Genomic DNA, 14,729 nt, shown 5'->3' with positions numbered 1-14,729 from the left:
CTTGTTACGGGTCTGTTTGCAAGGTATTGCAGAATCTTTCGGCAAAGGCTAGCGTGCGGGCCAATCAGCGACCAGAGGAAGGCCGTCGATGAAACCCCCGCCGACACCCCGCACATTCCTGCTCGCCCTCGTCTTCCTGCTCACCGTGACCCTGGTCGGCACGCCCGTCGCGGTGACCCCCGCCGCGGCGGCCGGCCGGCTCGCCGGCACCGGGGCGCCGAGCGTCACCGGCGCGGTCACCTGGCACACCGAACCCTCCACCGCCGCTCTGCTCGCCGCCGGCCGTAGCCAGGTTGAGGCCGAGCAGTTCTACTTCGTGCTGCCGGATCGGTTCGCCAACGGCGACCCGCGCAACGACCGGGGCGGCCTGGTCGGGGACCGGCTGCGTACCGGGTACGATCCCACGGACAAGGGGTTCTACCAGGGCGGCGACCTCAAGGGACTGACCGAGCGACTCGACTACATCGACGGGCTGGGCACCACCGCCATCTGGCTCGCCCCGGTCTTCAAGAATCGGCCGGTGCAGGGCGAGGGCGACGATGTGTCGGCCGGTTACCACGGCTACTGGATCACCGACTTCACCCAGGTCGATCCCCACTTCGGCAGCCCCGCCGACCTGAAGAAGCTGGTCCAGCTCGCCCACCGGCGCGGCATCAAGGTCTACCTCGACGTCATCGTCAACCACACCGCCGACGTCATCGCCTACGAGGAGGACACCTACACCTACGTCGACAAGGCGACCGCGCCCTACCGCGACGCGCAGGGCCGGCCGTTCGAGGATCGCAACTATGCCGACGGCAGCCGGGACTTTCCGAACGTCGACCAGGACTCCTTCCCGTACACGCCGACCTTCGAGACCCGGGCCGACGCGAAGGTCAAGGTCCCGGCGTGGCTGAACGATCCCACCATGTACCACAACCGGGGCGACTCGACCTTCGCCGGGGAGAACAGCGAGTACGGCGACTTCTTCGGCCTCGACGACCTGTGGACCGAGCGGCCCGAGGTGGTCCGCGGCATGACCAAGATCTATGCCGACTGGGTGCGGTCCACCGGCGTTGACGGCTTCCGGCTGGACACGGTCAAGCATGTCAACATGGACTTCTGGCCGCAGTTCAGCCAGGGGGTGCAGCAGGCGGCGGCGCGAGCCGGCAAGCAGGACTTCTTCATGTTCGGCGAGGTGTACAGCGCGGACCCGGAGATCACCTCCAGCTACGTGCGGCAGGGCGGGCTGCCCGCCACGTTGGACTTCGGCTTCCAGGAGGCGGCGCGCGGCTACACCGCGAACGACGGATCGGCCAAGGCGCTGGCCGACCTTTACGCCCGCGACGACCTCTACGCCGCCCGGGACACCGACGCCGGGCGGCTGCCGACCTTCCTCGGCAACCATGACATGGGCCGGATCGGCTCGTTCATCGCAGACGGACCCACCGACCCGGCCACCCACCTGCGCCGGGACCAGCTCGCCCACGAGCTGATGTTCCTCACCCGCGGCCAGCCGGTGATCTACTCCGGCGACGAGCAGGGCTTCACCGGGGCCGGGGGCGACAAGGACGCCCGGCAGCCGATGTTCGCCTCGCGCACGGCGGACTACCTCGACGACGACCTGCTCGGCACCGACCGTACCCACGCCCAGGACCAGTTCGACCGGACGCACCCGCTCTACCGCACCATCGCCGACCTGGGCCGGTTGCGTCAGGCCCACCCGGCGCTGCGCGACGGAGTGCAGGTGACCCGGTACGCCGCCGACGGGCCCGGCGTTTTCGCCGCCTCCCGGTTCGATCCGGACGACCGCACCGAGTACCTGGTGGCGGTCAACAACGCCACGACCGCTCAGACTGTCACCGTGGACACCTGGTCGGCCGGCGCCACCTTCACCGGCATTCACGGCGGCACGGCCCGACCGGTTGCCGCGGGCGACGGGAAGCTGACCCTGACCGTGCCGCCCCTGTCGGCGGTGGTGCACCGGGCCGGCAAGCCGGTCGAGATGCCCGACACCAGGCCGGGCATCACCATCACCTCGCCCGGCGGGTCGCCGGCAACCCGGGCCGAGGTGACCGCGCAGGTCACCGGCGACCCGCTGGCCCGCGTGACGATGGCGGCCCGGGTGGCCGGCGGGAAATGGACGCTGCTCGGCTCCGCTCACCGCGCGCCCTACACCGTGCACCACGACCTGACCGGTCTGGCCGCCGGCACGAGGATCGAGTACAAGGCGGTGGTCCGCGACGGTCGGGGTCGCACCGCGTCCGCCCGCGCCACCGCCACCGTGGGCACCCCGGACCTGCCCGGTTCCTCACGGGACTGGCTCGTGGTCCACCACCAGCGCCCCGACGGCGACTACGCGGACTGGGGACTGTACGCCTGGGGTGACATCGACCCGGAGTACGCCACCGAGTGGCCGCAGGGGCAGCCGTTCGCCGGCACCGACGCGTACGGACGGTTTGCCTGGGTCAAACTGAAGCCGGGCGCGAAGTCGGTCGGCTTCCTGGTGGTCGACGCCGACGGCAACAAGGACGTCGCCAACGACCGGACCGTCGACGTGACGCAGACCGGCGAGGTCTGGGTCAAGCAGGGCGACCCGGCGACCTACCAGACCCGGGAGGAGGCTGCGGGCGAACCCGCCCCGCCAGTCGAGGAGGGCACCGCGGTCATCCACTACCACCGGCCCGACGGCGACTACGACGGCTGGGGCCTGCACCTGTGGGACGGCGCGGCCACCCCCACCGACTGGGCGAAGCCGATGCCGCCGACCCGGGTCGACTCCTTCGGCGCCGAGTTCCGGGTGCCGCTGGCCGAGGGCGCGACCGGGCTCAGCTACATCATCCATCGCGGCGACGAGAAGGACCTGCCGCAGGACCAGCGGCTCGACTTCACCGAGGCCGGCCGGGAGGTCTGGTTGCTCGCTGCCACACCGGGTCGGCTGTTGCCGGCGACGGCCACCGGCACTGGCCGGGACACCGACATCACCAAGCAGCGGGCGCACTGGATCGACAGGTCCACCGTCGCCTGGCGCGCCGGCCCCACCGACGGTCGGGCATACGCCCTGGTGACCGCACCCGCTGGCGGGGTACGCGTGGTGGACGGCGAACTGGTCGGGACGTACACCTCGCTGCCGTTGACCGCGCGGCGCAACGGCCTCACCGAGGCCCAGCGCGCGGCCTTCCCGCACCTGTGGGACCACCGCGCCTTCACTCTCGACCGGCGGGATCTGGCCAAGGTTCCAGCGGCGCTGCGTGGGCAGCTGCTGGTGACCGAGCGGGCCGCCGACGGCACGCTGCTCGGTGCCACCGGCGTGCAGATCCCGGGCGTGCTCGACGACGTCTACGCGCGGGCCACCTCCGCCCGGCTCGGCCCCACGTTCACCGGCGGCGTGCCGACCCTGTCGGTGTGGGCACCCACCGCCCGGACGGTGTCGCTGGAGCTGTTCGACTCACCGACGGCCACCGCACGGCCGGTGGCGATGCGCCGCGACGACCGCACCGGCGTGTGGTCGGTACGCGGGCAGCGGTCCTGGAGCGGCAAGTACTACCGCTACCGGGTACAGGCGTGGCAGCCGGCCACCCAGCAGCTGGTCACCGCCTCGGTCACCGACCCGTACTCGGTGGCGCTGGCGGCGGACTCCACGCACGGCCAGATCGTGGACCTGACCGACCCGAAGCTCGCTCCGGCGGGTTGGGCACGGCTGCGCAAGCCGGCCGCGGTGCCGCCGGCCAAGGTGCAGATCTCCGAGTTGTCGGTGCGGGACTTCTCCATCGCCGACGAGACCGTGCCGGCGCAGCGGCGGGGCACCTTCCTCGCCTTCACCGATCAGGCCACCGCCGGGATGCGGCACCTGAAGGCGGTAAGCGACGCCGGGGTGACCCACCTGCACCTGCTGCCGGCGTTCGACTTCGCCACCATCCCCGAGCGCCGGGCCGACCAGCGGCAGCCGGACTGCGACCTGGCGGCCCTGCCACCGGACTCGGAGCGGCAGCAGGAGTGCGTTGCCGCGGTGAAGGAGACCGACGGCTACAACTGGGGATACGACCCGCTGCACTACACCGTCCCCGAGGGCGGGTACGCGGTCGACCCGGAGGGCGCCGGACGCACCACCGAGTTCCGGCAGATGGTGGCCGGGGTCAACGACGCCGGCCTGCGGGTGGTCATGGACGTGGTCTACAACCACACCTCGGCCGCCGGCACCGACCCGAAGTCGGTGCTGGACCAGATCGTGCCCGGCTACTACCACCGGCTGCTCGACGACGGCACGGTGGCGACCTCCACCTGCTGTGCGAACACCGCGCCCGAGCACGCCATGATGGGCAAGCTGGTGGTCGACTCGCTTGTCACCTGGGCCAGGGCGTACAAGGTCGACGGGTTCCGCTTCGACCTGATGGGTCACCACCCGAAGGCGAACATCCTGGCCGTCCGCGCCGCACTCGACAAGCTGACGGTGGCCCGCGACGGGGTGGACGGGAAGAACATCCTGCTCTACGGCGAGGGCTGGAATTTCGGCGAGGTGGCCGACGACGCCCGCTTCGTGCAGGCCACCCAGGCCAACATGGCCGGTACCGGGATCGGCACCTTCAACGACCGGCTGCGCGACGCGGTACGCGGCGGCGGCCCGTTCGACGAGAACCCACGCCGGCAGGGCTTCGCCTCCGGCCTGTTCACCGACCCCAACGGCGATCCGGTGAACGGCTCGGCTGACGAACAGCGGGCCCGGCTGCTGCTCCAGCATGACCTGGTCAAGGTGGGGCTGACCGGCAACCTGCGCGGCTACCGGTTCGTCGACTCGGCGGGCCGGCAGGTCACCGGGGCCGAGGTGGACTACAACGGCTCGCCGGCCGGTTACACCGCAGCGCCTGGGGAGGCGGTGACCTACGTCGACGCGCACGACAACGAGATCCTGTACGACGCGCTGGCCTACAAGCTGCCGCAGGCCACCCCGGCGACGGATCGGGCCCGGATGCAGGTGCTGGCCCTGAGCACCGTGGTGATGGGGCAGGGTGCCGGCTTCGTCACCACCGGCACCGAGCGGCTGCGGTCCAAGTCGCTGGACCGCAACTCGTACAACTCGGGGGACTGGTTCAACCAGATCCGGTGGGACTGCGCCCAGGGCAACGGCTTCGGCAGCGGGTTGCCGCCGGCCGAGGACAACCGGGACAAATGGCCGTACGCGAGGCCGTTGCTGGCCGATCCGTCGCTGGTGCCGGACTGCGCGGCGGTCGAGTTGACCGACGCCCGCTACGCCGAGCTGCTGCGGATCCGGGCCTCGTCGCCGGTCTTCGGGCTGCCCACCGCGAAGGAGGTGCAGCGCCGGGTCGCCTTCCCGCTGTCCGGTGCGGACGAGACCCCGGGCGTGCTCACCATGACCCTCGACGCCCGTGGGCTCGGCGGGCCGTGGAAGTCGGTGACGGTGGTCTTCAACGCCACCCCGGAGGCTGCCACGCAGCGGGTGACCGGGCTGCGCGGGGCGGACGTGACGCTGCACCCGGTGCTGCGCTCCTCGGCCGACCCGGTGCTGCGTACCGCGGCCTTCGACCGGTCCAGTGGCACGTTCACCGTGCCGGGACGCAGCGCGGCGGTGTTCGTCCAGCGGTAGCTTCACCCCGGTGACACGCCTCGGCCCCGCCGGTCCGATCCTGCTGGATCGTCCCGGCGGGGCCGAAGTCCTGTCACCTCGGTCCGGCGGAGCCGGTACCGCGTCGATCAGCCGAAGCAGTTCGGGATCGGGGTGAAGGTGCCGGCGCAGTTGGTCGGCTTGTTGGCCGTGATGGCCGACTTGTCGTCCACGTTCACCTCACCGAGGAAGCTGAAGACCCCGCCAGCGGTGAGGGTGGCGAAGTTGTACGCCACCTTTGTCTTCTCCAGGTCGATCACACCGGCGACGGTGAAGATGCCACCGCCGACGCCCAGCGGACCGACGGCCCGGTTGCCGCTGATCTCGCTGTGCCGGAAGGTCGCCTCACCGGTGCCGTTGAACACGCCACCGCCGAAGAAGCCGGCCTTGTTCTCGACGATCTTGGTTTCCTCGACGTTGGCGATCGCGCGGAAACCGAGCGCCAACCCACCGCCGACGCCGGCCGTGGTGTTCTTGGCGACCTCCGCGTGCGCCAGTTCGAGGGTGCTGTCGTCGCCGGCCGCGGTGACCCCGGCGCCGGCCAGGAGCGCGGTGTTCCCGGTGACCTTCGAGTACCGGACGGTCGTGTTGCCCTGGATGTCGAGCACGCCGCCGCCGAAGCCGAGCACCTCGTTGCTGGTGATCTCGGTCTTCTCGATCCACGCCGTACCGCCGTCGATGTCCCGGCGGAAGATGAACGCCGCGCCGTTGGCGATGCCGCCACCGCCGATGATCGCGTCGTTGTTCTTCACGGTCGACTCGGCCACCCGCAGCACGCCCGCGTTGAAGATGCCGCCACCGTAGAGGAAGGCGGTGTTGTCGGCGACCGTGGTGTGGTAGAGGCTGGCCTTGCCGAAGTTGGCCAGGCCACCTCCGACGCCACCGGCCTGGTTGGCGACGATGTGCGTCTCCTCGAAGGAGGCGGTGCCGCCGGGCTGCACGAGCACGCCTCCGCCGTCGTTCGACTCCGGGTCGACCAGCACCGACGGCGCGCTCGCGGCCTTGGCCTTGGCCGCGATGCCCTTCGGCTCGGCCTGGAGCAACGGCAGGTACTCCTTCTTCGCCTCGGCGGCCTTGGTCGCCTCGACGGAGTTGGAGAACAGCGACCAGACGGCTTCCGGGGTGTCGCCGTTGACCGGCAACGCCCGGGTCTGGCCGTTCTTGATGGTCAGGCCCTTGACGGTCAGGTTGCCGCCGCGACCCACGTTGAGGATCCGGAACTCCTCGGCCGTGGCATCCCGGACGATCTTGGTGTCGTGGCCCTTGAGCACCACGTTCTCCGTGATCACCGGAAGCCCGTTGGGGCCGGTTCCGTCGCTGTAGTCGGAACGGGTCAGGGTGTAGGTGCACCCCTTGGCCAGGTTCAGCACACCGCCGTGGTTCTCGTTGGCGAAGACCAGGGCCTGGATCAGCTTGTCACTGTCGCAGGGCACGTCCTTGCCGTGGTCCCGCTTCTCGCCGTCCCGCTTCTGGTCGTGCCGGGCACGCTCGTCGGCGGCGTCGTCGGCCCGGTCCTCCTTCTTGCCCTTGTGCCCCTCGGGGGCGACCGCATTCTGGTCGCCGTCCCTGCTGACCTGCTGGGCGGTGGACCAGCGCAGACCATCGGTACCGACCGCGCCGGCGCCGGTGGCGACCCCGACGGCGGCGATGCTGACCACGCCGGTGAGCCCGGCGACGCCACTGGCGAGCCAGAGCTTACGACGCCGCTTGGGCGTCGCCTCCGACTCGCTGGCGTTGTTCTTAGCTACGTAGTTGGACATCGGAGCTCTCTGCCCTCTCGTCGTACCAGACAGGGTCGTCACGCACAGGCGAGCGTCCCCTGCTACAAATCGGTTGTAGCTCCCAGAACCACCGTATGAGAATGTTCCTCGCCTCAAGTGCTTATCCGAAATAACCCCACATTAGGTACGCCGGTGGTCAGCGGCCCCAGGTCCGTGCTGACCGGCATGCCGGGGTGCCTTCCGCCCGGACCTGCTCTGACCCGCGCGGATGGTCCTGGAGGAGGAAGAACCGGGACGAAGGTGGGGCTCCTCCCCGGCGCTGAGCGCCACGGAGGAGCCCCTCTATGTGGTGTTGCTGTCCTGTTGCTCGTCGCTCGCCTCGGCGATGGGTCAGCCGAAGCAGCGTTCGGGAATGACCGGGCTGCCGATGCAGTTGGTCGGTCGATTACCCGTGACCGCCGACTTCCGGTCGATCTCCACCTGGTCGTTGTCGGTGTAGATGCCGCCGGGTGCGTTGGTGGCCACGTTGTCCGCGACCTTGGTACGGATGAGCGTGGTCACCCCGTCCTGGTTGGCGAGGCCGCCCGCGAAACCGGCCGTACCCGAGGCGTGGTTGGCCCACAGCTCGGAGTCGCGCAGGGTTACCGAGGCGCCATCGTTGAACAGGCCGCCCGCCGCTCCGTTGGCGGCCACGTTCTCCTTGACCACGCTGTGGGCGATGACCGCGGTGGAGTCTTCGGCGATCCCGAGGCCACCGGCGTCGTCGCTAGCGAAGTTTCGGACGACCAGGGTGTGTTCCAGGCTGAGCCGGCTGTCGCCGAGGGCGACCAGGCCGCCACCATCGAGGCTGCTGGTGTTGTCGGCGAGTTGGCTCTGGACGGCGGTGGTGTCGCCACCGTTGACGAAGACGCCGCCGCCGAGCACCCCGGTCCGGTTGTGGCTGACCGTGGTCTTCCAGATCCAGACCGTGCCGCCCGTGCCGGCGAACCCGTTGGGGGTGGACCCGTTGGCGATACCGCCGCCTCCGGTGCCCGAGTTGTTGTAAACGATCTTCGACTCCTCGACCCGCAGGGTGCCCGTGCTGAACACGCCGCCCCCGAAACCGCCGGCACTGTTCTGTTCCACCGTGCTGTGGCGGATCGTGGTGGTGCCGAAGTTGGCGATGCCACCACCGTTGCGCGTCGCCTGGTTCTGCACGATCCGGCTGTGCTCCAGGTCTGCGGTGCCGCCCCGCTGGACGAGGATTCCGCCTCCGTCGACGCCGTCGGCGGCGATGCTCGGCGGAGCGACGTCGGCTCCGCCGGCCCCGGCCGTCGGTGACGGCTTCGCCGCCGGTGTCGCCTTGGCCCCGTCTGCCGTGGCCCCGTCGGTCGTGGGCTTCGCCGCGGCCGCCTTCGCTTCGGCCGCCTTCGCTTCGGCCGCCTTCGCCTTCGCCGTGGCCGCCTTGGCCTTGGCCGCCGGTGCGGTCCCGGCGGGCTTCACGGTGCCGAGTTCCAGTCCCGTGACCGGTGCCGCGGTCGTCATGCCCGAAGCGGTCTGGCCGCCCTTGACCGTCACGCCCTTCAGCGTCAGATGACCACCTCGGCCGACGTTGAGGATCCGGAACCGCTCCACGTTCGCGGCCCGAACGATCTTGCTGTCGTCGCCCTTCAAGGTGATCGGTTTGGTGATCACCGGAAGCCCGTTGCCGTCATCGCTGCGGGTCAGCTCGTACGTGCAGTACCGGGCCAGGCCGAGTACGCCGCCCCGGTTCTGGTTGGCGTGCACGATGGCCTGGATCAGCTTGTCGGTGTCGCAGGGCACCTGGTGGACGCGGTCCTTGTCGCCACCGCCATCGTCCCTGCGCCCGGTGCCCTTGCGGCCGGCATGGTCGCCGGCCGAATCGTCCTTGGCGTCGCCGTTCTCGGTCGTGTCGGCCTTACCGGCGTCGCTGACGTTCTGCCGGGCGTTCGCGTCCGTCCGGCCCGACGCGCCGGATCGGTCGTCGCGGGCGGCCACCCCACCCAGGGCGGCCAGACCGACCACGCCGGTCAGACCGGCGACGCCCGCGGTGAGCCATAGTTTTCGTCGTCGAAGCCCCGGCGGCGCCGGGGGTGGTGGTGCCGGGGGCGGCCCACCGTAGGAAGTGGTCACGTCATCAGACATCAGAGCCTTCCGCCCTTTCCTGCTACCAGACTGGTTCGCACCGAGCGAATGGGTGCGATCAGCTACAAATAGGTTGCAGCCTCTGATGACCACCGTATGAGAATGTTCCTCGCGACAGGGATGAATCCGAAACAACCCCGCATTGGCACCTGATCGGGCGCACTCACGTCATCGCGCAAGATCTGGTGGAAAGCGGTTGACCAGGACAAACGCTTGTCCCACAGGACAGAAGAGGGCGGACCCCCGCCGGGAGCGACAGTCTGGTCGCTCCGGCGAGGGTCCGCCCTCCTGATTGCGGGTTCCCCAGCTCGGCGAGCTGGGGAACCGGTCGACGCGTACCGCCCGACCAGTCGGGCGCTCCGGTCAGCCGGGCAGTCGCGGCCCGGCTTCGCGCTGCTCGGCCAACCAGGTCTCCACCTCGTCGGAGCGGCGCGGCAGGCCCGCCGAGAGGTTCACCGCGCCGGCGGTGGTGACCAGGACGTCGTCCTCGATCCGGATGCCGATGCCACGCAACTCCTCCGGCACCAGCTCGTCCTCCGGCTGGAAGTACAGCCCCGGCTCGACGGTGAGCACGTACCCCTCGCCCAGGGTGCCGTCGCGGTACATCTCCTTGCGGGCGTTGGTGCAGTCGTGCACGTCGATGCCGAGCATGTGCCCGAAACCGTGCAGGGTCCACCGACGGTAGACGGTGGAGTTGTCGTCCATCGCCTCGTCCACGCTCACCGGCAGTAGCCCCAGCTCGGCCAGCCCTTCGGCGAGCACCCGCATGCAGGTGCGGTGCACGTCCTTGAACGCCACCCCCGGCTTGATGAACTCGATGCCGGCCTGCTGCGAGGCGTACACGATGTCGTAGATCTGGCGCTGCAAGGGGGTGAACCGCCCGTCGACCGGCAGCACCCGCGTCACGTCGGCGGTGTAGAGGTGCCGTCCCTCCACACCCATGTCCATCAGCAGCAGCTCACCCGGTCGGGTGACGCCGTGGTTGTGCACCCAGTGCAGGATCGTGGCGTGCTCACCGGCGCCGACGATCGAGCCGTAGCCGACGTCGTTGCCGTCGTGCCGGGCCCGTAGCGCGAAGACCCCCTCCAACAGCCGCTCGGAGACGCCCCGGTCGGCCGGCAGCGCCCGGGCCACATCCTCGAAGCCGCGTACCGTGGCGTCGATGGCCTCCTGGAGCTGGGCGATCTCCCACTCGTCCTTGACCAGCTTCAGCTCCGCGAGGGCGATCGCCAGCTCACGGTCGCGGGCCGGCTGTCCCTCCTCGCGCGGGCCGTCCCAGGGCCGCACCGCGGTGTCCACCCGCGCGTCGAAGCCGCGCAGCACCCGGGTACGCGCGGGCGCCAGCCCGGCCAGCGCCGACTCCAACTCGGTCAGGTCGGCGGTGGGCATGCCCAACTCGGTCGACTTCTCGGTCAGGGTGTGTCGCCGGCCCACCCACAGCTCGCCGTGCCGGCTGCGGAAGAACTCGTCGTTCTCCCGGGAGGAGCGGGGCCGCATGTACAGCGTGGCGTCGTGGCCGGAGCCGGTCGGCCGCAGCACCAGCACGCTGTCCGGGTCGTGGTCCCCGGTCAGGTACGCGAAGTCACTGCCCGGCCGGAACCGGTACTCGGTGTCGTTGGCGCGTACCTTCTCGCCGCCGGTGGGAATCACCAACGTCTCGCCCGGGAAGGCCGCCGAGAGGGCGGCCCGACGCTTGGCGTAGTTCGGCACCTCCGGCCGCGGGCCGACCGGCAGGGTGGTGTCCTGCCAGCCCCGCCGCATGAACGACAGGAACGCGGGCGGGAAATCCGGGTCGTGCGACTCGGTGCCGTCGGTCGGTTTGCCGTCGGTGCGTTCCTCGGTCATTGCCCGGCTCCCTTCGCCTCAATGCTGGTCCCGACGGTACCGCGAACCCGGGCGGGGCCAACCCACCGGTGGCCGTCGCGGTGAGCCGACAGTGCCGCGACGGCCGAACAGCACGCGTGGAAAGATGACGGACATGTGCGGACTCCTGGCCTTCTTCAGTGCGCGCGGCGATGCCGCCGCCCACCGCGACAACATCGCCGGAGCGTTGGAATGCCTGCACCACCGCGGCCCGGACGAGACCGGGGTCGAGGTGGTCGGTGACGCCTCCGGCCGGTACGCGGACGGAGTGTTCGCCCACAAGCGGTTGGCGATCATCGACGTCGCGCTCAGCCACGAGCCGCTGCCCTACGCCGACGGGCGTTACCTGCTGACCTTCAACGGCGAGATCTACAACTACATCGAGCTGCGCGAGGAGTTGATCCGCGACTTCGGTGCCCGGTTCGCCACCAACGGCGACGGGGAGGTCATCGTCGCCGGTTACCACTACTGGGGCGAGCAGGTACTCACCCGGCTGCGGGGCATGTTCGCCTTCGTCATCTGGGACCGGCAGGAGCGTCGCGCGTTCGGTGCCCGCGACTACTACGGCATCAAGCCACTGCACTATCTGGAGACCGCCGACGGGCTCTACCTCGCCTCGGAGAAGAAGGCCCTGCTGCCCTTCGCCCAGTCGGCGTACGCCGGGGATGCCGGGGTGGACCCGGCCAACCTCAGCCACTACCTGACCCTGCAGTACGTCCCCGAGCCCGGCACCCTGCACCGGGGGATCAACCGGATCGGCTCGGGGGAGTACCTCACCTGGACCCCGGGCGGCCGGATCGACGTACGGCGCTGGTACCGGCCGGTGTTCCGGCCCGCTCCGGTCTCCGACGAGCAGAAGCTCTACCACGAGATCCGCGAGACGTTGCGCGAGAGCGTACGCATGCACATGCGCTCCGACGTGCCGGTCGGTTCGTTCCTGTCCAGCGGCATCGACTCCACCGCGGTGGTCGCCCTGGCGCGGGAGTTCAACCCGAACATCCTCACCTTCACCGTCGGCTACGACGTGCCGGGCTACTCCGAGATCGACGTCGCCCAGGACTCGGCCCGCCACCTCGACGTGACCACCATCCCGACCAAGATCGGGCCGCAGGACATGATCGAGGCGCTACCGAAGATCGTCTGGCACCTGGACGACCCGGTCGCCGACCCGGCGCTGGTGCCGCTCTATTTCGTCGCCAAGAAGGCCGCCGAGCACGTCACCGTGGTGCTCTCCGGCGAGGGCGCCGACGAGTTCTTCGGCGGTTACACGATCTACCGGGAGCCACTCTCGCTGAGCGGGGTCAACGGGCTGCCCGACGGGGTGCAGAAAGGCTTGCGGGCGGTCTCCAAGGCGATCCCGCAGGGGGTCAAGGGCAAGAGCTTCCTGGAACGCGGCACCACGCCGATCGAGCAGCGCTACTACGGCAACGCCCGGATGTTCACCGAGGAGGAGAAGCAGCAGCTGTTGCGCCGCTACGACCCCTCGGTGCGCTACACCGACGTGACCGCGCCGATCTACGCCGAGTGCACCGAGTTGGACGACGTCACCAAGATGCAGTACGTCGACCTCTACACCTGGCTGCGCGGCGACATCCTGGTCAAGGCGGACCGGATCTCCATGGCCCACTCGCTGGAGGTGCGGGTGCCCTTCCTCGACCGGGCGGTGTTCGACGTGGCGGCGAAGATTCCGGTCGAGCTGAAGCTGCCGCCGCGTTCCGACGCCACCAAGTACGCGATGCGCCAGGCGTTGCAGGGCGTGGTGCCGCCGGCCATCGTCAACCGCAAGAAGCTGGGCTTCCCCACCCCGACCCGGGTCTGGCTGCGCGGCGAGATGTACGAGTGGGCGCGGCACGTGCTGTCCACCTCCGGCGCCGGCGAGCTGCTCGACCTGTCGTACGCGCTGCGTCTGCTGGAGGAGCACAAGCGGGAGGAGTTCGACCACTCCCGCAAGGTGTGGACGGTGCTGATCTTCTGCATCTGGCACGCGATCTTCGTCGCGAAGACTCTCGACCCGGGTATCCAGCGCAACCAGTCGGCCCTGCTGACCAAGCCCGTCGTGGGCTCCATGGTGCGCTGACGGCGATCGCGGACAAGCGGAAGGGGGCCCCGAGACGGGGCCCCCTTCTTCGTGGTGCTGGATCAGCTGCTGGCGCAGGTCGCCGTCGGCGTCGCGCCACTGCCGCTGGCGAGGAAGCCGAACGTCGTACTGCCGTTGGCTGCGACGGAGCCGTTGTACGACACGTTGCGGGCCGTCACCGATGATCCGGACGTGGTCTGGGTGGCGTTCCAGACCTGGCTGATCTGCTGACCACCGGGCCAGCTCCAGTTCGCGGTCCAGCCGCTCAGCGCTGAGTTGCCGGTGTTTCGGATCTCGACCTCACCCTGGAATCCGCCGGACCAGCTGCTGGTCACCTTGACCGTGGCGGTGCAGCCACCGGGGCCCGGCGGCGGGGTGGTCGGGTTCGGCGGGGGCGTGGTCGGGTTCGGCGGCGGGGTGGTGGGGTTCGGCGGCGGGGTGGTCGGGTTCGGCGGCGGCGTGGTCTGGTTGCCGCCGATGCCGGTCACCTCACCGTTGCCGCCGTCGAAGACCACGTCGGAGCAGCCGAAGAAGTTCTCCTGGCTGTCCGAGCGGACCCAACGGGAGTAGATGATGTGCCGGCCGCTCTTGTTCGAGGGCAGGTTCCCGGTGAAGTAGTAGTGACCGTCGTTGGTGCCGACCGCACCGCGCTGCGGCGGGTTGGTCACCGTCAGGAACGGCTGGGCCTCCAGGTCACTCCAGGCCAGCGCCCGGGTGGGGCTCCAGCTGTCCCGGGTGACGTAGAAGTAGAACGTGCCCGGGTGGTGGGCCCAGTTGCTGTACTTGAACTCGATCGATCGGCCGGCCGTCAGGTGCGTCAGCGGCCAGTCGTTGCGGGCCAGGTCGAAGCCGCGGAAGCCGGTGGCCCCGCCGCTGCACAACTGGCCGTCCGGGATGAAGCCGGTGGTGCGACCGCCGGCGTCGGAACGCAGCACGCTGAACCAGTTGTAGAGCGAGTTCGTCCCGCTCTGCGCGACGGCGGCAGCACAGGCCGGGTTGTTCGGCCTGATCTCACCGGTCTGGGTGAGGCCGTCGCGCCAGCACAGGAAGGTGCGGGCGCCCGGCGTCATCGCCGCGCCGTGGGCGGCGGCCGGCTCGGGGCTGGCGGTCACGACGACCGCACCCGCGAGAAGAGTGAAGGCCGCGGTTAGCAGCGCGGCCAAGCGTGAACGGTGCACGGGTTTCTCCTGACTCGCGGAGCGCACTGCGTGGGTGCGCCCCGCCGAACGCGCGGGTGGCGGGTATGGTGCCGCCCCCGCTGCTGCGGGCGAAAATGCGACTACGCGGCGACCGTGCTGATGGGGACGGATGGCCCAGCCCGGCA

At 70.0% G+C, this 14,729-nt stretch carries 6 protein-coding genes; 2 read left to right on the top strand and 4 right to left on the bottom strand.

Features of this window, described 5'->3' with window-relative positions:
* Positions 1-88 precede the first annotated feature (88 nt).
* A complete protein-coding gene (gene pulA, locus O7601_RS26335; protein ID WP_281563761.1) occupies positions 89-5,581 on the top strand; it encodes a pullulanase-type alpha-1,6-glucosidase in 5,493 nt (1,830 codons plus the stop codon).
* 107 nt (positions 5,582-5,688) lie between these two features.
* Here pulA and O7601_RS26330 read toward each other — a convergent pair whose 3' ends face one another.
* The 3 genes from O7601_RS26330 to O7601_RS26320 form a co-directional block, all read right to left on the bottom strand.
* Positions 5,689-7,359, bottom strand: a complete 1,671-nt coding sequence (locus O7601_RS26330) for a hypothetical protein (protein WP_281563760.1) — start codon at positions 7,357-7,359, stop codon at positions 5,689-5,691.
* Positions 7,360-7,710: 351 nt separating this feature from the next.
* Positions 7,711-9,465: a right-handed parallel beta-helix repeat-containing protein gene (locus tag O7601_RS26325; RefSeq protein WP_281563759.1), complete on the bottom strand. Its 1,755-nt coding sequence runs from the start codon at positions 9,463-9,465 to the stop codon at positions 7,711-7,713.
* Between the two features lie 363 nt (positions 9,466-9,828).
* On the bottom strand, positions 9,829-11,310 hold the full coding sequence (locus O7601_RS26320; protein WP_281563758.1) for an aminopeptidase P family protein: 1,482 nt from the start codon (positions 11,308-11,310) through the stop codon (positions 9,829-9,831).
* A gap of 133 nt (positions 11,311-11,443) precedes the next feature.
* Between O7601_RS26320 and asnB the strand changes: the two genes are divergently transcribed.
* Complete coding sequence (gene asnB, locus O7601_RS26315; RefSeq protein WP_281563757.1) at positions 11,444-13,405, top strand: asparagine synthase (glutamine-hydrolyzing); 1,962 nt, start codon at positions 11,444-11,446, stop codon at positions 13,403-13,405.
* 62 nt (positions 13,406-13,467) lie between these two features.
* On the opposite strand, the gene O7601_RS26310 is transcribed toward asnB, so the two are convergent.
* Positions 13,468-14,583: a lytic polysaccharide monooxygenase gene (locus O7601_RS26310; RefSeq protein ID WP_281563756.1), complete on the bottom strand. Its 1,116-nt coding sequence runs from the start codon at positions 14,581-14,583 to the stop codon at positions 13,468-13,470.
* Positions 14,584-14,729: the final 146 nt, after the last annotated feature.

Origin of the sequence: Verrucosispora sp. WMMD573, assembly GCF_027497175.1 — a bacterium.
In the GTDB taxonomy this organism is placed as follows: domain Bacteria; phylum Actinomycetota; class Actinomycetes; order Mycobacteriales; family Micromonosporaceae; genus Micromonospora.
Note: the sequence above shows the minus strand (reverse complement) of the source record. Positions and strands in the feature narration are given on the sequence as shown.

Excerpts from the sequence above, each read along its gene's own strand:
- pulA (WP_281563761.1), top strand. The coding sequence starts at position 89 with ATGAAACCCCCGCCGACACCCCGCACATTCCTGCTCGCCCTCGTCTTC.
- O7601_RS26320 (WP_281563758.1), bottom strand. The coding sequence starts at position 11,310 with ATGACCGAGGAACGCACCGACGGCAAACCGACCGACGGCACCGAGTCG.
- asnB (WP_281563757.1), top strand. The coding sequence starts at position 11,444 with ATGTGCGGACTCCTGGCCTTCTTCAGTGCGCGCGGCGATGCCGCCGCC.
- O7601_RS26325 (WP_281563759.1), bottom strand. The coding sequence starts at position 9,465 with ATGTCTGATGACGTGACCACTTCCTACGGTGGGCCGCCCCCGGCACCA.
- O7601_RS26330 (WP_281563760.1), bottom strand. The coding sequence starts at position 7,359 with ATGTCCAACTACGTAGCTAAGAACAACGCCAGCGAGTCGGAGGCGACG.